Source organism: Ruegeria sp. YTSA219 (assembly GCF_059609985.1).
The window spans coordinates 287,393-310,762 of record NZ_JBXWMT010000003.1 but is presented as its reverse complement, the minus strand read 5'-3'; the positions used below and the strand labels follow the sequence as shown (position 1 = coordinate 310,762).

22 protein-coding genes are annotated in these 23,370 nt (G+C 56.3%); 5 read left to right on the top strand and 17 right to left on the bottom strand.

The window, feature by feature from the left end; translation table 11 throughout:
• Nucleotides 1–18 precede the first annotated feature (18 nt).
• The gene (locus AC2FFB_RS07045) at nucleotides 19–3,084 is read left to right on the top strand and encodes an aminotransferase class III-fold pyridoxal phosphate-dependent enzyme (protein ID WP_496712055.1); all 3,066 of its coding nucleotides are present in this window, start codon (nucleotides 19–21) and stop codon (nucleotides 3,082–3,084) included.
• A 52-nt stretch (nucleotides 3,085–3,136) separates the two neighbouring features.
• Here AC2FFB_RS07045 and AC2FFB_RS07040 read toward each other — a convergent pair whose 3' ends face one another.
• Together AC2FFB_RS07040 and hemP are read right to left on the bottom strand one after the other, a co-directional pair.
• Complete coding sequence (locus AC2FFB_RS07040; protein WP_142635764.1) at nucleotides 3,137–3,613, bottom strand: hypothetical protein; 477 nt, start codon at nucleotides 3,611–3,613, stop codon at nucleotides 3,137–3,139.
• Nucleotides 3,610–3,777, bottom strand: coding sequence for a hemin uptake protein HemP (gene hemP / locus AC2FFB_RS07035; protein WP_142635762.1), 168 nt, complete (start codon nucleotides 3,775–3,777; stop codon nucleotides 3,610–3,612). The genes AC2FFB_RS07040 and hemP overlap by 4 nt, the downstream gene beginning before the upstream one ends.
• A gap of 220 nt (nucleotides 3,778–3,997) precedes the next feature.
• Here hemP and gph point away from each other — a divergent pair, with 220 nt between their 5' ends.
• Nucleotides 3,998–4,663 (top strand): phosphoglycolate phosphatase, encoded by a 666-nt coding sequence (gph, locus tag AC2FFB_RS07030; RefSeq protein ID WP_496688840.1) that lies wholly within the window; start codon nucleotides 3,998–4,000, stop codon nucleotides 4,661–4,663.
• 324 nt (nucleotides 4,664–4,987) lie between these two features.
• Here gph and AC2FFB_RS07025 read toward each other — a convergent pair whose 3' ends face one another.
• The 5 genes from AC2FFB_RS07025 to AC2FFB_RS07005 form a co-directional block, all read right to left on the bottom strand.
• Nucleotides 4,988–5,743, bottom strand: a complete 756-nt coding sequence (locus AC2FFB_RS07025) for an ABC transporter ATP-binding protein (RefSeq protein WP_142635758.1) — start codon at nucleotides 5,741–5,743, stop codon at nucleotides 4,988–4,990.
• 9 nt (nucleotides 5,744–5,752) lie between these two features.
• A complete protein-coding gene (locus tag AC2FFB_RS07020; protein ID WP_142635756.1) occupies nucleotides 5,753–6,508 on the bottom strand; it encodes an ABC transporter ATP-binding protein in 756 nt (251 codons plus the stop codon).
• Between the two features lie 9 nt (nucleotides 6,509–6,517).
• Complete coding sequence (locus AC2FFB_RS07015) at nucleotides 6,518–7,723, bottom strand: branched-chain amino acid ABC transporter permease (RefSeq protein WP_142635754.1); 1,206 nt, start codon at nucleotides 7,721–7,723, stop codon at nucleotides 6,518–6,520.
• A gap of 3 nt (nucleotides 7,724–7,726) precedes the next feature.
• A complete protein-coding gene (locus AC2FFB_RS07010) occupies nucleotides 7,727–8,758 on the bottom strand; it encodes a branched-chain amino acid ABC transporter permease (protein WP_496874702.1) in 1,032 nt (343 codons plus the stop codon).
• Between the two features lie 96 nt (nucleotides 8,759–8,854).
• The gene (locus tag AC2FFB_RS07005; protein WP_142635750.1) at nucleotides 8,855–10,201 is read right to left on the bottom strand and encodes a substrate-binding protein; all 1,347 of its coding nucleotides are present in this window, start codon (nucleotides 10,199–10,201) and stop codon (nucleotides 8,855–8,857) included.
• A 781-nt stretch (nucleotides 10,202–10,982) separates the two neighbouring features.
• Between AC2FFB_RS07005 and AC2FFB_RS07000 the strand changes: the two genes are divergently transcribed.
• Together AC2FFB_RS07000 and AC2FFB_RS06995 are read left to right on the top strand one after the other, a co-directional pair.
• Nucleotides 10,983–11,828 (top strand): helix-turn-helix transcriptional regulator, encoded by an 846-nt coding sequence (locus tag AC2FFB_RS07000; RefSeq protein ID WP_246097200.1) that lies wholly within the window; start codon nucleotides 10,983–10,985, stop codon nucleotides 11,826–11,828.
• Nucleotides 11,828–12,319 carry an A24 family peptidase gene (locus AC2FFB_RS06995; protein ID WP_142635747.1) on the top strand — a complete coding sequence of 164 codons (492 nt, stop codon included), beginning with the start codon at nucleotides 11,828–11,830 and terminating at the stop codon, nucleotides 12,317–12,319. Before AC2FFB_RS07000 ends, AC2FFB_RS06995 begins: the two co-directional genes overlap by 1 nt.
• A gap of 13 nt (nucleotides 12,320–12,332) precedes the next feature.
• On the opposite strand, the gene AC2FFB_RS06990 is transcribed toward AC2FFB_RS06995, so the two are convergent.
• From AC2FFB_RS06990 to AC2FFB_RS06950, 9 genes are all read right to left on the bottom strand, one after another.
• Nucleotides 12,333–13,316, bottom strand: a complete 984-nt coding sequence (locus AC2FFB_RS06990) for a type II secretion system F family protein (RefSeq protein ID WP_142635745.1) — start codon at nucleotides 13,314–13,316, stop codon at nucleotides 12,333–12,335.
• Between the two features lie 13 nt (nucleotides 13,317–13,329).
• Nucleotides 13,330–14,358 carry a type II secretion system F family protein gene (locus AC2FFB_RS06985; protein ID WP_496688845.1) on the bottom strand — a complete coding sequence of 343 codons (1,029 nt, stop codon included), beginning with the start codon at nucleotides 14,356–14,358 and terminating at the stop codon, nucleotides 13,330–13,332.
• 11 nt (nucleotides 14,359–14,369) lie between these two features.
• Entirely contained in the window at nucleotides 14,370–15,767 is a 1,398-nt protein-coding gene (locus tag AC2FFB_RS06980; protein WP_496693638.1) for a TadA family conjugal transfer-associated ATPase, read from the bottom strand.
• Between the two features lie 48 nt (nucleotides 15,768–15,815).
• On the bottom strand, nucleotides 15,816–17,021 hold the full coding sequence (locus AC2FFB_RS06975; protein WP_142635739.1) for a CpaE/TadZ family protein: 1,206 nt from the start codon (nucleotides 17,019–17,021) through the stop codon (nucleotides 15,816–15,818).
• An 11-nt stretch (nucleotides 17,022–17,032) separates the two neighbouring features.
• Nucleotides 17,033–17,671, bottom strand: coding sequence for a TadE/TadG family type IV pilus assembly protein (locus AC2FFB_RS06970; RefSeq protein WP_496693637.1), 639 nt, complete (start codon nucleotides 17,669–17,671; stop codon nucleotides 17,033–17,035).
• Nucleotides 17,668–18,159, bottom strand: coding sequence for a TadE/TadG family type IV pilus assembly protein (locus tag AC2FFB_RS06965; protein ID WP_271948250.1), 492 nt, complete (start codon nucleotides 18,157–18,159; stop codon nucleotides 17,668–17,670). The genes AC2FFB_RS06970 and AC2FFB_RS06965 overlap by 4 nt, the downstream gene beginning before the upstream one ends.
• Nucleotides 18,156–19,640: a pilus assembly protein TadG-related protein gene (locus AC2FFB_RS06960; protein WP_496712060.1), complete on the bottom strand. Its 1,485-nt coding sequence runs from the start codon at nucleotides 19,638–19,640 to the stop codon at nucleotides 18,156–18,158. Before AC2FFB_RS06960 ends, AC2FFB_RS06965 begins: the two co-directional genes overlap by 4 nt.
• Nucleotides 19,641–19,670: 30 nt before the next feature.
• Nucleotides 19,671–20,498 (bottom strand): Flp pilus assembly protein CpaB, encoded by an 828-nt coding sequence (gene cpaB / locus AC2FFB_RS06955; RefSeq protein WP_142635731.1) that lies wholly within the window; start codon nucleotides 20,496–20,498, stop codon nucleotides 19,671–19,673.
• Nucleotides 20,499–20,661: 163 nt separating this feature from the next.
• Nucleotides 20,662–20,850, bottom strand: a complete 189-nt coding sequence (locus tag AC2FFB_RS06950) for a Flp family type IVb pilin (RefSeq protein WP_271948255.1) — start codon at nucleotides 20,848–20,850, stop codon at nucleotides 20,662–20,664.
• A gap of 381 nt (nucleotides 20,851–21,231) precedes the next feature.
• On the opposite strand from AC2FFB_RS06950, the gene AC2FFB_RS06945 reads away from it, so the two are divergent.
• Nucleotides 21,232–22,230, top strand: a complete 999-nt coding sequence (locus AC2FFB_RS06945) for a LacI family DNA-binding transcriptional regulator (protein ID WP_496693635.1) — start codon at nucleotides 21,232–21,234, stop codon at nucleotides 22,228–22,230.
• On the opposite strand, the gene AC2FFB_RS06940 is transcribed toward AC2FFB_RS06945, so the two are convergent.
• Complete coding sequence (locus tag AC2FFB_RS06940; protein ID WP_496874701.1) at nucleotides 22,231–23,364, bottom strand: Gfo/Idh/MocA family protein; 1,134 nt, start codon at nucleotides 23,362–23,364, stop codon at nucleotides 22,231–22,233.
• Between the last annotated feature and the right edge of the window lie 6 nt (nucleotides 23,365–23,370).

Here is a 23,370-nt window from a genome sequence, read left to right as displayed (position 1 = left end):
ACTGGGACAGGGTTTCAAATGAACGACATCATCGCATTTTGGGCTAATGCTTTGCGGCAAAACTGGGGGCTGGACGCGCGGCTGAACCGATTGGACGGCGAATACGATCTTAATTTTCTGGTCCAGGCAACCAACGGACAGGATTATGTTCTGAAAGTCATGCGCCCCGGATGCGAAGCAGAGCTTGTGGACCTCCAGGTCAAAGCCTTGGAACATATCGCCTCAGAAGCACCGGGGCTGCCATTTCCTACAGTGTTTCCCGATTTGCAGGGGGATTATCTGCCCCGGATCGAAGATCACGAGGGGGTACCGCGCCTTGTTTGGTTGCTGGAATGCCTGCCTGGGCAATGCTATGCGAAATCGGCACCCAAATCCGAAGAGTTGATCCTAAAGCTGGGTCGCGTTCTGGGTGCTACAGACCGTGCATTAGAGCGGTTCACTCATGAGGGTTTGGCCCGGGGCGATTTCAAATGGAATCTGACGCAGGCAGGGTGGATCGAACAGCATCTGGACACCGTTAGTAGCCCCGCACGGCAGGCAGTGCTGGCCGAGATATGTTCCGAATTCAATGCGATATCAGACAAGTTGGCAGGCTTGCCCAGTCAGGCGATTCATAATGACGCCAATGATTATAACGTTCTGGTCGAAGCAGAGCCTGGCCAGCGCCCGGGGGTGTCGGGCTTGATTGACCTTGGCGATATGTGTGCCGCGCCACGCGTTTGCGATCTGGCGATTGCCGGGGCCTATATCGTATTGGATCATCCGCAACCCGATCGCGCATTGGCGGCACTGGTGCGCGGCTATCAGGCGGCAAACCCCCTGCGCGCGGACGAAGTCGAACTGATCTGGCCTCTCTTGCGGATGCGACTGGCTGTGTCGGTTGTGAACTCGACCCTGATGGCCCTTGAAAACCCGGATGATCCTTATGTCACTATCAGTCAGGCGCCGGCCTGGCGGTTTCTTGAGGACCAAAGCGTCAACGGCGGATTGATGCCAGCGCGCCTGCGCGTCGCCTGTAGTCTGCCGGTCACCGATGGGGCCGAACGCATCCATGCCTATCTGTCCGCGCATCGTGGTCAATTCGCCGAGATGTTTGGACAGGGTCTAAAAGATGTGCCCATGGGCTCGCTATCGGTCGAAGACTCTGTGTGGCCGCAAAACCCATTCCACATGCCCCTGGCCGAGGCGGCACGTGTTGGCGAGGAAAATGGCACAGACTTCTGGTTGGGGTATTACAATGAACCCCGCCTGATTTACGCAGAGCCGGGGTTCCGCAAAGGGCCATGGAAAGCTTCGGACCGACGCACCGTGCATCTGGCGGTGGATGTGTTCGCGCCTGCCGGCACTGTCCTGAATGCCCCGATCAGTGGCCGGGTCGAGGCGGTCGAGAATCGCGACAGTCACCTTGACTATGGCGGGGTGGTGATCCTGCATCACGAAACACCCCAAGGCGATCCGTTCTATACACTCTACGGACATTTGGACCCCGAGGTCTGCGACAGGCTGAACCCGGGCGATCCAGTCGCACAGGGAGCGGCGTTTGCACGGCTTGGGGATGTCACACAGAACGGGGGCTGGGCCCCACATGTACATTTCCAGCTGGCCCTGACTACGAACGGGATGCGGGCCAACTGGCCGGGTGTTGGCGACCCTGACGAGCTTGAACTGTGGCACGCCGTCTGCCCGAATCCGGCGGCTCTGCTGAACCTTCCCGATGACAAGGTGTTCTATCGGCCGACCGATAAACGGGCGATCCTGCAGGGACGGCAGGACCACTTCGGAGGCAACCTGTCCCTGACCTATGACGATCCAGTCATGCTGGTACGCGGTTGGAAGCATCACCTGTTTGACGAATGGGGTCGCCCTTATCTGGATGCGTATAACAATGTACCCCATGTGGGCCACGCCCACCCGCGCATTCAGGCTGTCGCAGCAGATCAGCTCAAGCGGATGAATTCCAACACCCGGTATCTGCATCCGGCCCAGACGGCTTTTGCCGATAAGGTTCTGTCCAAGCTGCCCGATCACCTCGAGGTCTGCTTCTTTGTGAATTCCGGCACCGAAGCCAATGAGCTCGCCCTGCGGCTGGCCCGCGCCCATACCGGCGCCAAAGGGATCGTGACGCCCGATCACGGGTATCACGGCAATACCACCGCCGCCGTGGCAATTTCGGCCTATAAGTTCAACAAACCGGGCGGAGTTGGTCAGGCGGATTGGGTGGAACTGGTTGAGGTCGCGGATGACTACCGAGGGTCTTTCCGGCGCGACGACCCCGATCGCGCCGAGAAGTTTGCAGATCTAGTGGACCCAGCGATTGCAGCCCTACAGGACAAAGGTCAGGGCGTTGCCGGTTTCATTGCCGAGACCTTCCCTTCAGTTGGCGGGCAGATCATACCACCCAAAGGCTATCTGCCCGCGGTTTATGAGAAAATCCGCGCCGCTGGTGGTGTCTGCATCGCCGACGAGGTGCAGACAGGTCTGGGGCGTCTGGGCGAATATTATTTCGGCTTTGAGCATCAAGGCGCGCTGCCGGATATCGTGGTCATGGGCAAACCCATTGGCAACGGTCATCCATTGGGCGTTCTGGTTACTACCAAAGAGATCGCCCGCAGCTTTGATAACGGGATCGAGTTCTTTTCGACCTTTGGCGGATCGACCCTGTCCTGCCGCATCGGCAAAGAAGTTCTGGATATCGTCGATGATGAAGGCTTGCAGGACAATGCCCGCCTGATGGGCGACAGGTTGATGACAGGCCTGCGTCAGATCGAGACCGATTTCGGATCTGTCGGTGATGTGCGCGGCATGGGCCTGTTCGTTGGAGTCGAACTGATCAACCCCGATGGCTCTGAAGGCCGTGAGATCTGCCAATATGTCAAAAACCGGATGCGCGACCACCGGATTCTTATTGGCAGCGAAGGCCCAAAGGACAGCATCCTGAAAATTCGCCCGCCGCTGACGATCGAGGCGGAAGATGTGGACATGATCCTGTGGGCATTACGGGATGTGCTGGCAGAAGTTGGTGATTACAGCCCGCCACCCTCATGCGATCATGACCATCACCACGCAGGGTGCGGCTGCTGCTGAGGGCACGGAACCCCGGCGCGCATTCGCCGGGGTTCTGCACCTGCCCTGCTGCTTAGTGCAGCGTGGCAGTGGGGTTCTGATGTCTTGGGGTTGGCATCGGGATCGAGACCGTCATGCGTCGCAAAGCCAGCCCTAATTCCTCAGACAAAGCGGCCAATGCGGGGGCAAAATCGGGACGGACGATCAGGGACGCCATCATCATAGCGTCTTCGCGCGCGCCTTCTGATGCCGCCGCAATCATCTGGGCGAAACAGTTTTCATCCGCGCCAAGGCAGACACAGCCCAACCCATGCCGGATCAGCGGGCGCCGCCCGTGATGGGCACAAAGCGAGCACAGCCGGTCCAGCGTCAACATCGCTGCCCGGCCCTGATCCGTACCCAGGGCGATCTGAAAGTCCTGCGCCGCATCCATACGCGTTTGCATTCCGTCCCCCCAGAGGCGCAGATACATGACCGCACCGGCCTCGACAGGGCTTAGGTCGGACAGACGGCCAACGGTCGCGCCACCCCGGGCTGCAGGCGCGCTCATTTCGTCAAGATCAGTTTGCCCGCGCGCGTGATGCGCAGGGTGTACAGCTGATCGCCCAGCTCGATATGGGCCAGATTGCCCCCTTTGGTCAGATCTTCAGCCTTATGTGCAGGCAGCATTGATACGGCAAAAGACTGGCTGGGATTCGGGTTCTGAACATTCATCAGGATCACTCCGGAAGGTTTCGGGCAATGCGCCTTATCGGTTTACTTTTCAGGTATCTGGCTGGCCCGATTCTGGGGTTGCTGACGGCTTGAAATATAATCTGATTATTTTAGTCAGGTATGTCAAGCCTCAATATCTCACTCTCGCAACCGGGTTGAATTGCACTGCCTGAACACACCAGTTAGGACTTGCGGTGCAGCTTCAGAGGCAAGGATTTCAATGAGCGCTACAATTATGTTCGATTTGGACGGAACACTGGTCGACAGCCTTCCGGACATCACCGCCGCTGCGAATGCAATGCTGCGGGACACTGGTGTCTCGCCCCTGCCCCAGGACACGATCAAACAATTCGTCGGCAATGGCCTCCCGAAATTGGTAGAACGCATGATGTTTCATTGCGACCTGCCTATGGATCGCCATGCCGAGCTATCGGAACTGACGCTGACCCACTACAACGCAGCCTCCAGCGACAAAACCGTCGTCTACCCCGGCGTGGCCGAAGCGCTTGAACAGCTGCGCCAGATGGGATGTGTTCTGGGTGTTTGTACAAACAAACCCAAAGCACCGGCTGACCATGTTCTGAAGTCGATGGGCCTGACCCATCATTTCGATGCCACCCTGGGTGGTGACAGCCTGGCCACGCGCAAACCAGACCCAGCCCATCTTGAGGCAAGTTTTAACGCAGTGGCCGCTATAGGTCCGCGCCTGTTCGTGGGTGACAGTGAGGTCGATGCAGAAACCGCTGAACGGGCCCAGGTTCCCTTTTTGCTATTCACGGAAGGTTATCGGAAAAGCCCGGTTTCTGAACTGTATCATACCCGTAACTTCGCCGACTGGTACGAAGTGCCTGCGCTTGTAAGTGAGCTTTTGGGGGAATTGGGTTGATGTCCCCCAACTAGTGAGGGGCCGGCCGAGGGGGTAAGTAGCCAGCCCCTCAAGGGGGAAAAGTGGTAGGTCCTTGGAAACTCCTTGGATGATTTGAAGTTAACGAATCGCTCCAATCAAAGATATAGGGGGTTTCCCGTAGCCCTAGATAGGGTATTGAAATTACATAATAAATTATCCGTAAATTCTAGAAATTCGTTGAATATTGTCATTTTCCGTTGGTGACCCGGCCCCAGGACACCGCCAATCGAAAATTGAACAACGAAAAAGGGCGGGGATGAACACCCCGCCCGACGGTTCAGAAAAATTGCTGAATCCGCATGTTCAGATTGCCAGATATTCCTCGCGCAGCTGTGGATTCTCTAACACCTCGCTGGCGGCTCCATCAAACACGATGCTGCCCGTATCCAGAATGATCGCACGGTCCGCCAATTCCAGGGCGCGCACCGCGTTCTGCTCGACAATGATCGTGGTCATACCCTGCTGTTTGACGTGAAGCAGAGTCTTTTCGATCTCATCCACAATCACCGGGGCAAGCCCCTCATAGGGTTCATCCAGAAGCAACACCTTGATGTCCCGTGCCAAAGCCCGCGCAATCGACAGCATCTGCTGCTCTCCGCCAGACAGGGTAATTCCTTCTTGCTTGCGGCGCTCACCCAGCCTTGGGAACAGCTCATAAAGCCGTTCCAGCGACCAGCCGACAGGTGGAGCGATCTGGGCGAGTTGCAGGTTCTCTTCGACCGTCAGACCGGGGATGATACGGCGATCCTCGGGCACAAGGCCAAGGCCTGCGGCGGCGGCCTCATAGCTGGTCATTTTGTGCAGCGGCTTGTGATCCAGCCAGATTTCACCATGACGCACCTCGGGGTCACTGACCCGCGCGATGGATCTGAGCGTCGAGGTTTTGCCAGCACCATTCCGGCCCAGCAGGGCCAGAATTTCACCTTCGTGCACGTTAAAGCTGACGCCCTGCACGATATAGCTTTCGCCATAGTATGAATGCATGTCCCATACGGACAAAAACGCAGGGGCGGTGCTGGCCATATTGGCGTTTTTCGAAAAGTCAGGTTTCTCGTTCATTGCTTTTCCTTACGCGGCCTCACCCAGATAAGCTTCGCGAACCTTGGGATGCCCGCGGATGTTTTCTGGCGTATCTTCGACCAGAGGTGTTCCCTGCGCCAGAACGGTGATGCGCTCGGCCAGGCTGAACACCACATGCATGTCATGTTCAATGATGGCGATGGTAATGTCACGCTCGTCCTTGATCTGTTTGAGCAGGTCGATCGTGTTGTTGGTATCTGCCCGGGCCATCCCGGCGGTGGGTTCGTCCAGCAAAAGCAGGCGCGGGTTCTGGCTGAGGCACATGCCGATCTCAAGTCGTCGCTTGTCCCCACGTGACAGCGATGCCGCGTGCATCTCGCGTTTGTCAGCCATGTTCATCTCTAACAGCATCGCCTCGGCCTGCTCGACAATCGCCTTTTCACTGGAGATGGTTTCATAGGCGTGCATCCGAAAAGCGCCGTCCCGCATCGCAAAGATCGGGATCAACATGTTCTCCATCACAGTCAAATCGCCGAAAATCTCGGGCGTCTGGAACACACGGCTGATACCCATCTGGTTGATCTGATAGGGTTCCAACCCCAGAACAGAATTGTTGTCGAACAAAACAGAACCGGTATCCGGCATCAGCTTTCCCACCAAACAGTTCAGCAAGGTTGACTTGCCCGCACCGTTCGGGCCGATGATCGCGTGGACCGAGTTTTCTTCGACGTTGAGGTTCACATCCGACAGCGCCTTGAGGCCACCGAAGCGTTTGCTGACGTCTTTGACTCGTAGAATTGCCATGGTGCCCCCTTATTCCGCTGGCTCGGTTTTGCCCTTCGGGGCATCATCGGCGCCCGGTTTCTTACGCTTGAACCAGCCCATCAGCCGCTGACCACCTTCAACCAGCCCACCCGGCAGATAGATCACCACCAGCATGAACAGGATACCCAGCGTCAGATGCCAACCCTTGCCGATGAACGGATGGATCAGGAACACAACCGCGTCCTCAAGCCCATCGGGCAGGAAAGCGAACCAGCTGTGCAGAACATTGTCGTTGATCTTCGAGAAGATGTTTTCGAAATACTTGATAAAGCCTGCTCCCAGTACCGGCCCGATCAGGGTCCCTGTACCGCCCAGAATTGTCATCAGCACCACCTCGCCCGAGGCAGTCCACTGCATCCGTTCGGCCCCGGCCAGCGGGTCCATGGCGGCCATCAGCCCCCCCGCCAGACCGGCATACATGCCCGAAATCACAAAGGCTGCCAGTGTGTAGGGTTTCGAATTTAGACCGGTATAATTCATCCGCTGCTGGTTGGATTTCACCGCCCGCAGCATCATGCCAAAGGGCGAGCGGAATATGCGGATAGAGAGATAGAACACCGCCATCATGATCACCGCACACAGGTAATAGCCCGCGTTAAAGTCAAAGCTCCAGGCACCCACATCCAACGTATAGGTCGCGCGCATGGGAATGCCGAACAGATGCGGTAGGTTCGGCGCGCTGGCCGATTGCAGGATCTGCGGATCGTCCGCATAGACCTGCAAGCCGGTCTCACCATTTGTCAGGTTGAATTTTGGGTTCGAAAGCACCGAATAGGCCAGAGCAAAGCTCATCTGTGCAAAAGCCAGCGTCAGGATCGAGAAATAGATGCCCGACCGACGCAGGCTGACAAATCCGATCAGCAGCGAAAACACCCCGGCGACAAGAACGCTGAGCGCGATGGCCGGAACGACGTTATAGCTGAGCAGTTTGAACATCCACACTGCGGAATACGACCCCACCCCAAGAAAGGCCGCATGGCCAAAGGACAGGTATCCGGTCAATCCAAACAGAATGTTGAAGCCGATCGCAAAAATCCCAAAGATCACGAACCGCTGCATCAAATCGGGATAGCCCGCGTTGAACTGCGCCATGGCGCTGCCTTCGGGGAACGGGTTCAGGATAAAGGGCGCCAACAGGGTCAGTATGGCGACGATGATCAGCAGGCTGGTATCTCTCTTGTTCAGTCCCAACATGGCTTATTCCTCCATCACGCCTTTGCGCCCCATCAACCCGCGTGGACGGGTCAAAAGCACGATGATGGCGACAAGGTAGATGATGATCTGGTTGATGCCGGGGATCGTGGTCGTGGCCCAGGTGGTCGACGCAAAGCTTTCGAGCACGCCCAGCAGGAACCCGGCCAGAACCGCGCCCGGCAATGAGCCCATCCCCCCCACAACCACAACCACAAAGCTGAGAACCAGAAAGTCCATGCCCATGTGATAATTCGGGGGGTTGAGCGGCCCGTACATCACGCCTGCGAGACCCGCGACTGCGGCCGCAATCCCGAACATGATGGTAAACCGCCTGTCGATATTTATCCCCAGCAGGCCCACCGTTTCACGATCTGCCATGCCAGCCCGCACGACCATGCCAAAGGTTGTGAATTGCAGGAACGAGAACACCGCTCCGATAATGCCAACGGCAAACCCGAAATAGACCAGCCGCCAGATCGGATAGATGATGGCGTTGGGATCGAATCCAACCATGATGCCAAGATCAACAGACCCACTCAGCATATCGGGGGGCGGGGTCTGGATCGGATTGGCACCGAAGAAATATTTGATGATCTCCTGCAGCACGATCGCCAGGCCAAAAGTCACAAGGATCTGATCCGCATGAGGGCGCTTGTAAAAATGTTTGATCAGCCCGCGCTCCATCACGTAGCCGACAAACAACATGATCGGGATCGCGAACAGGACAGCCAGAGGAACGGACCAATCTATGATTGACGCGCCAATCTCGGGGCCGAACCAGGCCTCAATATACGGGGTTTCAACCTTCAGCGGGTTGCCCAGAAAATCTCTCTGACTTTCATCAAGGGTCACGTAGCTCAAGTTAAAGAGTTTTTGCAAAGACACGGCGCAGAACGCACCAATCATGAACAGCGCCCCATGGGCAAAGTTCACAACTCCAAGCGTTCCGAAGATCAGCGTCAGGCCAAGCGCGATCAGCGCATAAGCCGACCCCTTGTCCAACCCGTTCAGAATTTGCAGAAGAATGGCGTCCATAGTCCCCACCTTTGGCCTGTCCAGTGGACTCCCCCATAGGCGGGAGAGCCCGTTTTCTAGGTCAGAGAATTTTCGTCGAAAATTCTCGCGCTTGTGTTACGCGCCCGGATTGCATTTACCCAGTTCGCCACCGGCAAACATCGGGTGCTCGGGATCGTATTCGACCTGCGCGCGTGGGGTGATCTCGACGATCTCCAGCGTGTCATAGGCGTTGGTCGGGTTCTCGTTGCCCCGCACCACCAGCACATCCTTAAAGCACTGATGATCTGCACCACGATACCAGGTCGGCCCGTTGCCCAGACCGTCGAACTCGAAATCTTCCAGCGCTTCGGCGACACCACAGGGGTTGAAGGTACCCGCTCGTTCGCACGCATCTGCATAGAGCAGAACCTGTGCATAGCAGGTCTGAGCCGAATTGGACGGCGGCTTGCCGTATTTCTCACCAAAGGATTTCACAAAGGCCTTGGTGCCTTCGTCTTGCAGCTGCCAGTTCCAGTTCATCGAACCCAGCACGCCCTTGATGTTCTCGCCAGCACCGGCAGCCATCAGTTCGGAATACAGCGGCACGACAATCTTAAAGTCTTTGCCGTTGGCCACCTTGTCGAGCAGGCCGAACTGAATCGCATTAGTCAGCGAGTTCACCATGTTACCGCCATAGTGGTTCAGAACCAGCACATCCGCGCCCGAGTTCAGAACCGGCGCGATATAGGACGAGAAGTCCGTCGACGCGAGCGGTGTTTTGACCGTGTTGACCGTTTCCCATCCCAGGGCTTCGGTCGAGGCCACAATCGACTCTTCCTGAGTCCAGCCCCAGTTGTAGTCAGCGGTCAGATGATAGGCCCGGCGTTCACTGCCCATTTCGGCAGCAAGAACCGGCGCCAGAGCAGCGCCCGACATATAAGCATTGAAGAAATGGCGGAAACCGTTCGCCTTCTTGTCCTTACCGGTCGTGTCGTTGGCATGGGTCAGGCCAGCCATGAAGATCACGCCCGCTTCCTGACACAGACCCTGAACTGCGACAGCCACGCCCGAGGACGAGCCGCCGTTGATCATGATCGCACCGTCTTTTTCGATCATCGACTTGGCCGATGCGCGTGCGGCGTCCGATTTGGTCTGGGTGTCGCCGGTTACGAACCCAACCTTTTTACCAAGAATCCCGTTCCCTTTCAGGGCCTTGGACGTAAAGGTGTTCAGGCAACCGCCATCGCCCTCACCGTTCAGATGCTCGACTGCAAGCTGCTGTGCCAGCAGTTCATCATTACCCTCTTCTGCATAAGGCCCGGTCTGCGGAACATTGAAACCCAATGTGACAGACGACCCAGAAGGTTCGTTAGTATATGCAGCAGCCGACGATGCGGTAAAAATCGTAGGTAGGGCCAGACCGGTACCGGCAACAGCACCAGACTTCAGCACGCCGCGGCGTGTGACAGATTTATTAGTCATTCATTCCTCCCAGTTCCCTGTTTTACGTCTGTTGGCTCCTCTTCCAGCAAACGATTGCGCAGGTTTACGCACCGCGAGTATGGCGGGGGTTCTGAAAATTTCTCAATAACCTATTCAAAAAGCAGCTATGTTATGTAAACAAATGAACACCTGGGTGCGGATTCTTGTAAATTCTTAAACATCTTATGCTTCTTAATAATTGAAATTAAAAGGTATTATCTGAAAACATGCGGGTGATCGCCATGCAGGCAGTGCCGCTCTGCTCGGCAAGCAAGAAGTTGTTGCTAAATCTACAAGAAGTTGTTGCTAAATCTAAAGGAGAGCCCGGGCCGCATGATACAGCTCAGATGGTCACCGGGACGAGCTGACTTCCCCTGGAGATCAAACCGTTTGAACCTGGGTTCTCAAACCCGAAGCATCGTGCAAATCAAGAATTGTGACAAATTGAAAAACGGTTAATCCCTCCACGGCTGCATCGGTGAATACAGGCAACCGCCCGACCAACCGACGACCAAACAAGCGCAATAACCTTACAAAAAAGGCATAAACCACTACGCTTCACCCCGCATTCCGCGAATAGGTCAAAGAAATAGTCCGCGGATTTTGTGCAGTTTGTTTACTGAAACGCGACGAATTGATCGTACATAATTAGGTTAATGATTTTTTAGATGAGTTTTAGACGATTATATAGAACTATAGGAATGTAAAGAATCGGTAGGAGGTTGCGCACTCTTATATTGCAAATGCGCGTTTATGTTTGTTCGAGTACAGGTTGTTATCTATGGTCCGGGGGAATGCTCAGAGCGCTGCGTGGTTGCCAAACGCGCTTCATGCCAGAGCCATCATTAATTTCATTCATTGGAGCCAGGCAGGCGTCGTTCTTGATGCCGCGCTTGAAGGTATCGTCAAAGCATTTGGCGCCGATTGTGCTGTCATCAGCCGTGTGTGGCTGAACAAAGGGGCCCATCGTGTTGCCGCACGGGCTGACACACGGGATCCAAAATTCCAAAGACCATTGTTTCATTCTTTCGCCAACGACGCCCTCGGCCCGTTTCGGAACAAACCAAAACGCGCCTCGGTGTTTAGTCTGCGAGATGACGGGGCAGACCCCAGTGATATCTCCGCAGTTTTGTTAGATTGGATGTCGCACCGCAAGCTGGATGATATTCTGTTCATATGCCTGGACCATAACGGCGGCGAAATCGACTTTCTGGAACTTCATTTCGGGCAGAGTTCCGAACCCGGTTACCGCGAAGCTATTGAACAGGTGGCTCCGCAACTATCCGAGACCTATCAGGCCCGCCGAGCCGGACTGATCACTGAATCATTGTCTCGGCAATCAGTCACCGCACTCAGAAAATCATACAGTGAAGCACCTATTCTCAGCACCGAGAACCCTACGGGCCTGACCCGTGCCGAATGGCGTGTTTGCGTTCTTGTTTCACGCGGGCTGTCGCCTCAGTCCATTGGTGCCGAACTTGAGATCGGACCAGCGACAGTTCGCACGCATCTCAAGCATATCTATTCAAAAACGGCGCTGGACACCTTCCACATGCTGGCCCGGCGCTTGGTATCGGTAGAAGAGCGCGAGGCCCTTTTTGGGAAACCTGGCCAGGCACGTGCCTGATGCCTGAACTGGACTGGCAGTCCTGGCTGACATTGTGGGTATTCACACCGCTGTTCGTAATGATCGCCTGGACGGATTTCACCCAAATGCGCATCCCTAACCTGTACTGCCTGCTGGGCGGTGCAGTCGTGCTTGTGACCGCGCCGTTTCCGGATTGGAACCAACTGCTGCTGCGCCTTCTTGTGGCCGCAGCGTGTTTTGCGATTTGTTTCGGCCTGTTTGCAGCGGGTTGGCTGGGCGGTGGCGACGCCAAGATATTGCCAATCGTATTTGCCGCAATTCCGGTCCCGGTCGTATCGACCTATCTGCTAATACTGGCAGGCTGCATGGCAGCGGGGCTGATCGGAATGTCGCTGTTTCGGCGTCTCGCCCGACAAACTTCCCCGCATATCAAGTCGACCGCCCAGTCGCGCGAATTTCCTCTTGGAATTGCTATCGGATCATCCGGGGTGATCCTTGCAATCTGGTCGGCTACTGCGCTTTGGTTCTGACCATGTCAGCGTCTTAGGGGCCAAACGCATCCATATAACGGATCACGATCGGGGCCAGGATCAGCCCAGCGATTGCAGGCAGCATAAAACTGGCCATAACCGCCGACATTTGGACAGGCAACTTGTTGGCCTTTTCCTGTGCCCGCACCTCGCGCAGTTCACGCATTTCTTCGGCATAGGTGTTCAAAGCCGCAGCCAGGGGAACGCCAAACCGGGTCGATTGCAGCACAACGCTTACGAATGAGCTCATTTCCTCGATACCTGTTCGACGCGCCATACGCATCAGCGCGGTATCTCGGTCACGCCCTGCCTGAATCTCGGAAAGCGCAATCAGCATCTCTTCGGACATTTCTGGCGCGACAAGTTGCATTTCGACCGCCACTTTCAGCAAGGCCTGATCAAAACCGAGGCCAGCCTCGATACCGATCTGAAGCAGATCCAGCATGTTCGGAAACGCATTTTCCATCAGACGCTTGCGCTCTTTGATCCGGGCGCCCATCCATAACTGCGGTATGAGATACCCGATCCCGCACAATACGCCGACATTCCGGATAATCTCGAACGCGTTCAGGCTGGACGTATATTCCGCGATCCGCGCACCCAAGTTGTTTGCCGGTTGCCAGGACATCAGGAAGAGGAAGGCCAGCGGCAGGAACGTCGCCAGCCCCAAACGGATAAGATAGAAATTCACGATTGCGTTTTTGCTGCGAAATCCGGAACGCGCCAACACTTGCCCAACTTCGAAACGTACACTGGCATCGCTGGGTATCAGGGCCGCACTCAAACCTGTCGGCGCTTCGCCCTCGACTTTTTCAGGAACTGCCCGTGACAAAGCCTGACGTGGTCGGCTTGACACCATGCGCTCTGCGGCTGTGGACCGTTCGCTAAGCGAGGACGAGATACCAAGAAACGCTACGACCGCACCTATCAGCACACAACCCAGAACCAGGATCTGCGTTGATAATTCGCTATCAAAAATCGAACTCAAATACTCCATCGAATACGCCTCTTCAAATCCGGAAATTCACAAGCTTGAACATCACAATCGCGTTCAGGACGATGGTCACTGCGATAACGCTCATGACTGGCACAAAGGCCGGAGAGTCCGCGACATCGCCATAATATGTCGGCGTCATGATGGTCATGAACACGGCAATGCCAACGGGAATGGATGACAGGATATAAGCCGTCATGCGGCCTTCGGCCGAGATGGCCTTGACCTTGCGACGCAATGACATTCGCGCTCGGATCACGCGGGCCAGCGTGCGCAAGATGCCGGCCAGGTCACCACCTGTGCCGTGCTGCATCATCAGCGCAACAGCTAGATACTGGATATCTTCTTCATCGATGCGGTCAGCCATGCTTTTGATCGCAGTCGTCAGTTCTTCGCCATAAGAGACCTGATCAACGACCAGCCCAAACTCAGTTCCAATTGGGTCAGGCATTTCTTCGGCGACACTTTGTAAGGTTGTGTTCAGTGGGTGCCCGACCTTCAATCCACGGGACATCAGGTCCAGCGCATCGGGCAACTGCTTGATCAACGCCGCCTTGCGCTTGCGCAACGTCACCCCCAACGCAACCAGTGGCGCAATCAAGAAAACAAGGGCGCAGGTGGGGACCACTTTCAACGGATCAGCCACCATAGACCCACCAATGGCCGAGATCAGAAAGGCTGCGCCGCAACCGGCCAGAAACATTTCGGGAACCATGTTCAGGCCCGAAACCTTCAACGCCAGAGGCAAATCCCCCACCAGCGGGAAACTCCGCAACAGTGGCTTGGCTTCCTGCGGTTTCAACAGGCTGAGAACATCCTCACCCGACTTCCCCTCGGACAGCATCTGAATTCGGCGGTTGATCGCCTCTTCGCGGTTTTCGCCACGCCGCATAAACTGACGCAGCCCTTCAAAAGCAATCAGCGCACCCAGGAAAACCGCAAGCGCCAGAACAAACCTGACATCGAACCCGGCAACTTCCATTTCCGGGCCGATCAGGTTGTTGATGTTCAGATTGGCCAGATATGACCTGATTTCCTCGAACATCCCGGACCTCCTTAGTTGAACTTGACCGTGGACAGGTCGACCCCGGCAGCCGCCAGTGCATCGCTGGATTTTGGCCGAATTCCCGTGGGCATGAACCGGCCCAGAACCTTGCCATCTTCATCCTTGCCTTCGCGCTTGAAGACAAAGATGTCCTGCATGGTGATGATGTCGCCTTCCATTCCAGTCACTTCCGAGATTGAAGTAACCCGGCGCGTCCCGTCTGACAGTCGGTTCAACTGAAGCACAAAGTGGATGGCCGAAGCGATGGTGGCCCGGATCGCCGAATGCGGCAGCTCCATCCCGCCCATCTGTACCATCTGTTCGACCCGAGACAGCGCATCGCGTGGACTGTTGGCATGAACGGTCGTCATCGAACCGTCATGGCCGGTATTCATCGCCTGCAGCATGTCGAAGGCCTCTGATCCGCGCACCTCGCCGACCACAATACGGTCAGGGCGCATCCGCAGCGCGTTGCGGACAAGATCACGCTGGGCCACAGCGCCGGTCCCGTCCAAACCGGCTGGGCGGGTCTCCATGCGGAGAACATGTTCCTGCTGCAGTTGCAGTTCAGCAGCGTCTTCGATGGTCACGACCCGTTCGTTGCCGCCGATATAGGAAGACAAGGCATTCAGCATCGTCGTTTTTCCTGATCCGGTTCCTCCGGAAATCAGGACATTCATCTTTGCCTCGACCAGACCGCGCAACAACGACGCGGCACTGTCATTCAATGCATCGTTCTTAACCAACCGCTCCATCGTCAGCGGTACGCGCGCGAATTTACGGATCGATAAGGCCGGCCCGTCCAGCGCGCAGGGCCGAATGATCGCGTTTACACGGCTGCCATCCTCAAGCCGCGCATCCACCCAGGGTTGGCGTTCATCAATACGACGGCCGACACGACTGACAATCTTGTCGATGATCCGAAGCAAATGACGTTCATCCCGAAAACGCGCCGAGGTTTTTTCCAGAATACCTGAACGTTCGACGAAAATCTGCTTGTGACCGTTCACCAGAATATCGTTGATCGAAGGGTCGGCCAGCAAAGGCTCCAGTGGCCCAAGCCCAAGCACCTCGTGCATCAGTTCTTCGACCAAAAGCTTGATTTCCTCAGACCGCATGGCCCGGCCCTCGGACCGCAACAGATCAGTTGCGTGTTTGCCGATTTCGCCCCGCAATGTGTCTTCTTCGACCTTGTCGATCACAGCCAGATTCAGCTTATCAAGCAACGAGTTGTGCATTCGAGCCTTGAGGTCAATACGGTCCATCTCGCGCTCGCGCTCCATGGCACGGCGTTCGGCGTTCTTGACCTCGATATCAGCAACATTTCCGTTCGGCTGTTTCGTGTCCAACGGCACAACTTTTGGGGATTGGGATGTTGTGCGACCCGTTCTGTCAAATTCACGAAACATTCTGCTTTACCTTTTACTTAACTGATCTTCACATCTTCGGACTTCGATTTACTGTTTGCCCACGCGTGGCGGCAGAGAAACTGTGGTTTCCTGCGCGATGCGGCGGATGGCCCGTGTCAGAGGCGCCCGGTTTGAGACCTCTTGCAGAGGTACGCCCCGATCCACGCATTCACGAACGGTTCGCTCATCCTTGGGGATCCAGTGGGCGAAATCCTGTTCCAACAGCTTTGCCGCTGCGCGGTGATGCGCGGCCGGGATCAGGGGTTTCTTTTCCAGGCTCGCAACCAGCTGGATTTCCAAGGCCGGGTTTTCGGCGTGATAGAAATCCATCAATTTCCGTGCTGACCGGATCGAAGGCACCGCGACATCCGTCACCAAAAGCAGCCGGTCGGCTTGCGACAAAACCGGCGTGATCCACTCGACCAGAGCTCGCGGCAGATCAATAATCACATAATCATGGCTGCGCTTAAGGCTGTCCAAAATGGCCGAGATCTGTTCTTCATTAATGGCACTGAGAGGACCAAAGCGCGACGGTGCAGCCAGAACATCAACCCCACAGGGGGATTTGGTCATGGCCTGTTCCAGAAAGGCGCCATCGGGAATGCTCTCATCCATCGCCATCCGCCACATGGCGTCACTTTCCTCAACATCCATCAGGGCGGCAATAGATCCGAACTGAAAATCCAAATCGACAACCGCGACTTCGTTGGCGGCTTTCTTCTTGAAGAACCCTTCCTTGGCCTGTAGCTCGTTGGCCAGATTGGCAGCGACGATAGACGATCCAACCCCACCACGGGATTTGGCCACGGCGATCACTTTGCCCAGGGTTGCTTGACCGCCCCACACGGCCGGCAACTGCGCTTGACGGCGGGCCCGGATTGCGTCCACCTGCGGCACAATTTCCTCGTCGATCCACTTTCTCGGAAGAACGTCGTCGACACCAAGCTTTTTCAACTGGCGCGCCTTTTCCAAGGGCAGATCCTCGTGGGCCAACGCAATGATGATCGCATTTGGCATACGGGCATCACAGATTTTCCGTGCGGTTTGCAGTAGGTCCCCGGAATTCTCATCCACATCGAACAGAACAACATCATGCTCTGCAGTCAGCGAGATCGCAGAGCCGTTTACCCCCGCAACGGTGTCCTGACGACCGGTGAACCGGCAGTTCGCCTGCCCCCGTAACGAGCCTTCTATGGCCGAGTAAATCTGCTCGTCCGGTGAAATCAACAATACTGAAATCTGCTTGGCACTCATTATGTTTCTCCTTACTCACTCGCCCCGGCCGCCAGATCTTCGGCGGGAACCGATGTGCTCATCGCGGGAAGAGAAATACTGTTGGGGGTATTTGACGCAGGTGTTGTGCCGTTCGACGCAAGAGCGGCCAGACCGGCGATTGGCATCATGAAGTTAAAGTCTACGTTAACAAGTTCGGCGGTAACGACCGGCGTATATGGCCCCCCTAAAAATCCAAGGCGCGCGTCATGCGAATATCCGATCTGCACGTTGGCGGCAGTCGTTCCCGGTGGCAGCAACATGCGGATATCATTCCAGACACGTGCGCCGTAATCCGTCGCGGTATTCAACGGGCAAGGCGCAGGCAGGGCAGGCACGGCACAGACATTGCCACTGCGGCAGAGCACCCCAAATTTCGTACTTGTAGGAGCGCCGCTTGCCAGCGTGTGCTCGGTCGGCAACGCACCGCAAAGCGGAGGCCCAAGAGTTGCCAGCCGGGATGCTTTTTGCATCGCCTTCTGCGCCATGGTTGTCGACCAGAACAACCGGCCATAATCCACTATGCCGAACATCAGCAACAGGAACAGTGGAATGACCATCCCCAATTCGACCAGGGCGGCGCCACGCTCCTGACGCCGGAAGGTCCGCAGGATATGCGACACCCGGGTCATACGCCGAACACCCGGCTCTGATCCGAAATCACCGTGTCAAGCGTGCTAACAGCCCCGCCGAACAGGCCCAGAACATTGCCCAGGATAAAATCAATCTGGATTTTCGCGGTCACTTCGACCACTGAGGTCGGGTCAATACGATAGCTGCCAGACCGCGATATGCAGGTCGGGGTTACATCTACCAGCGTTGTTCCGACCGGCAAATGCGCCCCACCGCCCAGTCGGTTGGCGACAATATCTGTGGCCATTGCATCATAGCTTGCGACGCCGCCCGCGCTGCATAGATCCAGCGGTGCGATGCGAGCGATCATGCGTGACGCATCCCGTACGCCGGCAGATGTCGCCTGATGTATCCAGGTGATCCGGCTGCCCTCGATGATCACAACAAAGAACAGCAAGATAACCGGCAGAACCATGGCGAACTCGACCATCGGCGCGCCAGACTCGCAGCGCTGAAAGCGTGAGAGGAAGCGACCCAGCGGCTTCATCGGTACAGCCTCACGACATCGCGGAAAATGCCATCAACGGCACTGCCACCAACTCCGCCGCCAACCTGTTTGACCACCTCGACGAAGATGTCGAAATCCGAACCTGTGGATTCTTCAAGCGGCTGAAACAGAAAGACTTTTACGAATTCCTTCACCGGCACATCGGTGGCCCGCCCGGAAACCGGATTCGCGGTGCAGTCAATCGCTGCGGCGATAAATGTCCGGCGGTCGGGGTCGGTGCTGGGCTGGCTTGAACATTGGGCGCGGCCGGTCTCGTCCCGTCCGGTGACGATATCGCCTGACCCGGCCCGGCTGACCTCATCCAGATATACCTGATACCGGGTGTTTCCTGTCGGTGCACCCTGCGCGTGCGGTGTCAGCGTACCGTCCGGTCCAACGCCATAATTCATAAGGTTGTAAGCTGCTTGCCCTGACGTCCAGTTGCCATCGCCAAAACGGCTGCCATTGCAAAGACCACTCACAGGGTCAAAGCAATCATCCGGCGGCATTGGAATAGTATTGGTCGACAGCGTCGGATTGTTGTTCAAACATCCCCCACCAGTATGGTCCCAGCCTGAAATCACATTTGGACCCGGCGCATAATCTGGATCGTTCTTCAGTTGGTTCATGGTCGCCTGGAACATATCGAACCGCGAATTGTAGATCGCGCTGCCAATCCCGTTCCGCTGACCGGGTTCGGTGTCGACACCGCGCTGGGACACACATTTGGTCAGGTTCCCATTCGCAGCAATGAGGCAGATATACAGCTTTGAGCCAGTCAGACCGGCGCATGGCCCGTTTGGATTGATCCCGATATCCGTTGGATCCAGAAATCCGAAATTCCCCGGCCCCCAGGCCGAGTTGTTGCCGCCAGTACGCAATTTGATGGAAGCGCCGATATTGGCGCTGGAGGTCCAGCCCGACGGGATGCAGAACATCAACGGCGTTACGTCACAGGCATATGCTGAATACCCAGCGATCGAGACTGAATTCACCTCTCCGGACGGATTGGCGACGCCCAACAAGCTGGCCAGCGATCGGCCAAAAGGCAGGAAAACAGTCCGTGGTGTCGCGGTCACCTCGACCAAGACGGCACGCGCCGGGTCTGTCGTCACAAAGGGCGTAACCGAGTCGTTATCGTCTGGGTCTGCCGCCGAAGCAGGCAATCCAGTCAGAAAGCGAAGCGAAAAATCCGCAGAAGTTCCAAGGCTTTGGCTGCCATCCGCGAAAAACTGTTCGTCGTCGATCATGCCGGATGCCGCAGCTGTTGCACGGGTGATGGCGTCAGCATTGCCATCCAGCTCTCCTGCGGCGGCAAGCGCCACGTGGTCGGTATAGGCTTGCAGGTCAGTTTGGGTAGAGGCGATACGCCCCAGATCAAAAGTCAGTGCAGCCATTCCGATCATGACGACCATGAACATGCCGACAAATACCAGAATTGTGCCGTCTTCTTTGTTCCTGATTTTGCGTAGCGAAGTCATATCAACCTCCCTCGAAAGACCAACCTGACCTCAGTTCACCGGCTCAGTTGTTGCACTGGTGTTACCAAAGACCTGAATTTCCTGAACGTCGGTTGCCCCACGGCGAACTTTCACAATCGGCCTGGGCGTGCCCTCTTCTAGCGGTGATTTTTCAAGGAGGATGTCGCTGAGGCGAACCGCTTCCAGCGGCTTATCCTCTTCTGTTTGCAGAGACCGCAGAGACAGGCTGAGCTGCCCGGCCTTCTGCGCCAGAGCCAACTTCTGACCTTCATCCGGGGTGACCTCAATCGTAACCGTGCGGGCAATGCCGGGTTGGTCAAGTTCTTCATCCGCGGTTTGGTCCACGCCGATGACCCGGATATTCTGCAGGATCGTCACTGCTCGCAGTGTATCATTGGTACCGCGGGTCAGAACAATGTCGACAAAGTCGCCAGGCGTTACAAATCCGCCTACCCCTGTCTGCGCGTCGACATTGATCGCCATCGCGCGGTTATTCTCGCCAATCGTCTGAACGATTGTCACTTTTTCACCAAAATCGGAAACTTTCGAGGTCAAAAGAATTTCGCCCTGCGCCAAAGCGCGCTTGGCCCGGCGAGGTTCTATGCCTGCGGCAGGCAGGACATCATCAAAGCTTGTAAAAACACCTGCAGGCACAGATGCAGTAGGCCAATCAATGGTCGTCAGCTTGTGCCCTTCGATCGGCGTTCCGAACGCGATATCTTCGGCCACGGCCACAACACGAACTATGGTTGGTTCACCCGCTGACTGATTCCTTCGGATCTGATCCTGCGCCAGAATAACCGCGCCACCCGCCAAACCTATTCCCAGGAAAGTCATCAAAAATGATTTAATACGCATGGTATCCTCCAATTCCCGGGAAAACTCAGGATAATTACTTAATTGGGCCTGAATGGCCAAACAGACCGCTTATGCAAATCAAAGGTGGTCTGGTAGGAAACTGACGCCCCACGCTTGCGAATGGGAAGTCAGGTTTTTTTCACTTAGGAAATTGGCGCGCAGCTTAAGGCGTTGTCCGCTGGGCTGCCGAGTTTGCATCACTAAAGTTGCTGCTGGTCGTGCCAGCCAAATTGGTCAGAATTGTCCCGCCGACGACAATCGCAACAAACAGCGCGATGCCATATTCAACCAGGGTGGCGCCACGCTCGTCTTTGCGCAGCTTCAGAAATACTTTGCGAATTCCATTCAACATTACTTGAACTCCAGACTGTTTTACCAAAGTGCGAAATCCCGCACTGACACGAGGAACACACCCCCGTTAACTAAATCGTTACCGATGAGGCGGTGCCGAAACCTCCCCACAAACGAAAAGAAATTCCCGCTTAGGGCGAATTTTCGATCATTTTGGGCGGAAATGTGTCAAATCGCGGACCGATTTACGGTGCGCGGCGGCTGATTTACCTGATCTTCCGTCAGAAAGAATCGACTGGTGAGAAGCTGCTCGGGGTCAATAAACCGGGCCCCGCGTCAAACGAGCAATCATTTGCAACCGATTGCAGCCGCCAGACAAACTGGCTTAGTATCACGACATGAAAATGTCTGTCATCCCAACTTTCTTCTGCAGGTACGAAACATGAGCGTCACCCTAAAAGACGTCGCAGCTCTGGCCGGGGTGTCGCGCTCTGCCGTGTCGCGCACCTTTACCGAGGGCGCCTCGGTTTCGGCAAAAACCCGAAGCAAGGTGGAAAAGGCCGCGGCGGAACTGGGTTACAGCCCAAACGCCCTGGCCTCGTCCCTGACCACGGGGCGGACAAAACTGATTGGGTTGATCTCGAACAACTTTCACAACCCGATTTTCCTTGAAGTGTTCGATCAGTTCACACGTGCCTTGCAAGAACGTGGATTACGCCCGTTGATCGTGAATCTGACGGATGAGACCGAGCCTGCCAATTCCGTTCGGATGCTGCGCCAGTATTCTGTTGACGCTGCCATCGTGGCCTCTTCGACCCTGCCGCCTAGTTTCGCCAAGGCGTTTCACGATGCCGGTGTTCCGGTTGTGCATACGTTCGGGCGCTCGGCGACCTCACCAGAGGTACATGTCGTCGGGATCGACAATGTCGAATGTGGTCGCATGGCAGCCCGCGAGCTAAAGGCGCGGGGTTATCGGCGCGTTGGATATTTAGGCGGGCCAAAAGATGCGACCTCGGCCATGGATCGCTATCAGGGCTTTATGGAAGAGGTCGAAAAGCACCCCGATCTTGAGGTGACATACTCTTTCGCCGGGGCCTATTCATTTGAGGCGGGGCGCGCTGAAATGCTGGATCTGCTAAAGGGTCAACCAGCCGAAAGCTATTTCTGCGGCGATGACATTCTGTCCGTCGGTGCGCTGTCCGCTCTGTCGGATCACGGGCTGAAACCGGGCAAGGATATCGGGATCATCGGCCTGAATGACATGGAGATGTCGCGTTGGGAAAGCGTGAATCTGACGACCATCCACCAACCGATCAAGCAAATCATCACCTCGTCTGTGGATCTGGTGGAAGAGATGCTGAAAGACCCCGAGCGTTATCCCGAGGCCCGCATTTTCCCCTGCCGCGTAGTCGAAAGGGGCACGCTGCGCCCCCGCACCTAGTCAGCGGAACATAGGGGGGCGCGCATCCTTCCAGGCTCCGTCTTCATTGCCCGACGCAACGGCAGCATGGACCGCTGCGATAGACCGCACCCCATCCGCTGCGCCTGGCAACCCGTCGCGGGTTTCGCCACGAATGGCATCGGCCAGATCGCAATAGATGTTGGCCACAGCCAAGGGAAACCCTTCAGGATGTGCGATGGCCACCCGCGACAGGCGCTGGGCGTCCTCGTACAAGCCACCTTCGCCCTTTTCAATGATCTGTGTGCGGCCGCCGACCGGTGTATAGAGCAACTGGTTGGGCTGTTCCGAGGTCCAGCGCAGACCGCCGGTTTCACCGAAGACCTGAATGTCGAACCCATGTTGGCGCCCGATCGCAACGGACGAAGTCCACAAGCGCCCGACGGTGCCACGCTCTGTCCGGAAGTTGACCATGGCATCATCCTCCAGCACGCGGCTTGATATGGTCGAGGCCATGTCGGCGGACAGCGACGTGACCTCATCATCGCAAATGAAGCTGGCCATATGCAGCGCGTGTATACCGCAATCCGCGAACTGCCCCGAGACACCGGCCATCGCCGGATCATACCGCCAGCGCACGCGCGGATTGTCGGCGTCAGTGGCATCCCCGTGGTGGCCGTGGCTGAAATTCGTCACGACCAGACGCACCTTGCCGATATCCCCGACCCTCACCATTGCACGTGCCTGGCGCACCATCGGATAAGCCGAATAGCAATAATTCACGGCGCATAGCTTGCCCGATGCTTCGGCGATGCGCACGATCTCTTCGCCTTCTTCCACGGTCATCGTCATCGGCTTTTCGCACAGAACGTTAAAACCCGCCTCGAGATAGGCCTTGGCAATTTCAAAATGGGTCGAGTTCGGTGTCGCGATTGTAACCAGATCGATGCGGTCGCTACGGTCTTTTTCACCGGCTAGCATCTCTTGCCAGTCGCCATAGGCGCGATCAGTTGCAACGCCCAGACGCTGTGCATATTCACGTCCCACGTCGGGGCGGTGGTCCATCGCTCCGGCAGCGAACTCAAACAGCCCATCGGCCTGTGCGCCAAGGCGGTGCGCAGGGCCAATCTGGCTGCCTTCACCGCCACCGATCATGCCCCATCTCAGCTTTGTCATGGTCTT

Bases quoted from the DNA above. Each gene is read 5' to 3' on its own strand.
- AC2FFB_RS07025 (WP_142635758.1), bottom strand. From the start codon at position 5,743: ATGAACGAGAAACCTGACTTTTCGAAAAACGCCAATATGGCCAGCACC.
- AC2FFB_RS06960 (WP_496712060.1), bottom strand. From the start codon at position 19,640: ATGACTTCGCTACGCAAAATCAGGAACAAAGAAGACGGCACAATTCTG.
- AC2FFB_RS06975 (WP_142635739.1), bottom strand. From the start codon at position 17,021: ATGAGTGCCAAGCAGATTTCAGTATTGTTGATTTCACCGGACGAGCAG.
- AC2FFB_RS07000 (WP_246097200.1), top strand. From the start codon at position 10,983: ATGGTCCGGGGGAATGCTCAGAGCGCTGCGTGGTTGCCAAACGCGCTT.
- AC2FFB_RS07020 (WP_142635756.1), bottom strand. From the start codon at position 6,508: ATGGCAATTCTACGAGTCAAAGACGTCAGCAAACGCTTCGGTGGCCTC.
- hemP (WP_142635762.1), bottom strand. From the start codon at position 3,777: ATGAATGTTCAGAACCCGAATCCCAGCCAGTCTTTTGCCGTATCAATG.
- AC2FFB_RS06940 (WP_496874701.1), bottom strand. From the start codon at position 23,364: ATGACAAAGCTGAGATGGGGCATGATCGGTGGCGGTGAAGGCAGCCAG.
- AC2FFB_RS06965 (WP_271948250.1), bottom strand. From the start codon at position 18,159: ATGAAGCCGCTGGGTCGCTTCCTCTCACGCTTTCAGCGCTGCGAGTCT.
- gph (WP_496688840.1), top strand. From the start codon at position 3,998: ATGAGCGCTACAATTATGTTCGATTTGGACGGAACACTGGTCGACAGC.
- AC2FFB_RS06945 (WP_496693635.1), top strand. From the start codon at position 21,232: ATGAGCGTCACCCTAAAAGACGTCGCAGCTCTGGCCGGGGTGTCGCGC.
- AC2FFB_RS06970 (WP_496693637.1), bottom strand. From the start codon at position 17,671: ATGACCCGGGTGTCGCATATCCTGCGGACCTTCCGGCGTCAGGAGCGT.
- AC2FFB_RS07015 (WP_142635754.1), bottom strand. From the start codon at position 7,723: ATGTTGGGACTGAACAAGAGAGATACCAGCCTGCTGATCATCGTCGCC.
- AC2FFB_RS06980 (WP_496693638.1), bottom strand. From the start codon at position 15,767: ATGTTTCGTGAATTTGACAGAACGGGTCGCACAACATCCCAATCCCCA.
- AC2FFB_RS06985 (WP_496688845.1), bottom strand. From the start codon at position 14,358: ATGTTCGAGGAAATCAGGTCATATCTGGCCAATCTGAACATCAACAAC.
- AC2FFB_RS07045 (WP_496712055.1), top strand. From the start codon at position 19: ATGAACGACATCATCGCATTTTGGGCTAATGCTTTGCGGCAAAACTGG.
- AC2FFB_RS07005 (WP_142635750.1), bottom strand. From the start codon at position 10,201: ATGACTAATAAATCTGTCACACGCCGCGGCGTGCTGAAGTCTGGTGCT.
- cpaB (WP_142635731.1), bottom strand. From the start codon at position 20,498: ATGCGTATTAAATCATTTTTGATGACTTTCCTGGGAATAGGTTTGGCG.
- AC2FFB_RS07040 (WP_142635764.1), bottom strand. From the start codon at position 3,613: ATGAGCGCGCCTGCAGCCCGGGGTGGCGCGACCGTTGGCCGTCTGTCC.
- AC2FFB_RS06995 (WP_142635747.1), top strand. From the start codon at position 11,828: ATGCCTGAACTGGACTGGCAGTCCTGGCTGACATTGTGGGTATTCACA.
- AC2FFB_RS06950 (WP_271948255.1), bottom strand. From the start codon at position 20,850: ATGTTGAATGGAATTCGCAAAGTATTTCTGAAGCTGCGCAAAGACGAG.
- AC2FFB_RS06990 (WP_142635745.1), bottom strand. From the start codon at position 13,316: ATGGAGTATTTGAGTTCGATTTTTGATAGCGAATTATCAACGCAGATC.
- AC2FFB_RS07010 (WP_496874702.1), bottom strand. From the start codon at position 8,758: ATGGACGCCATTCTTCTGCAAATTCTGAACGGGTTGGACAAGGGGTCG.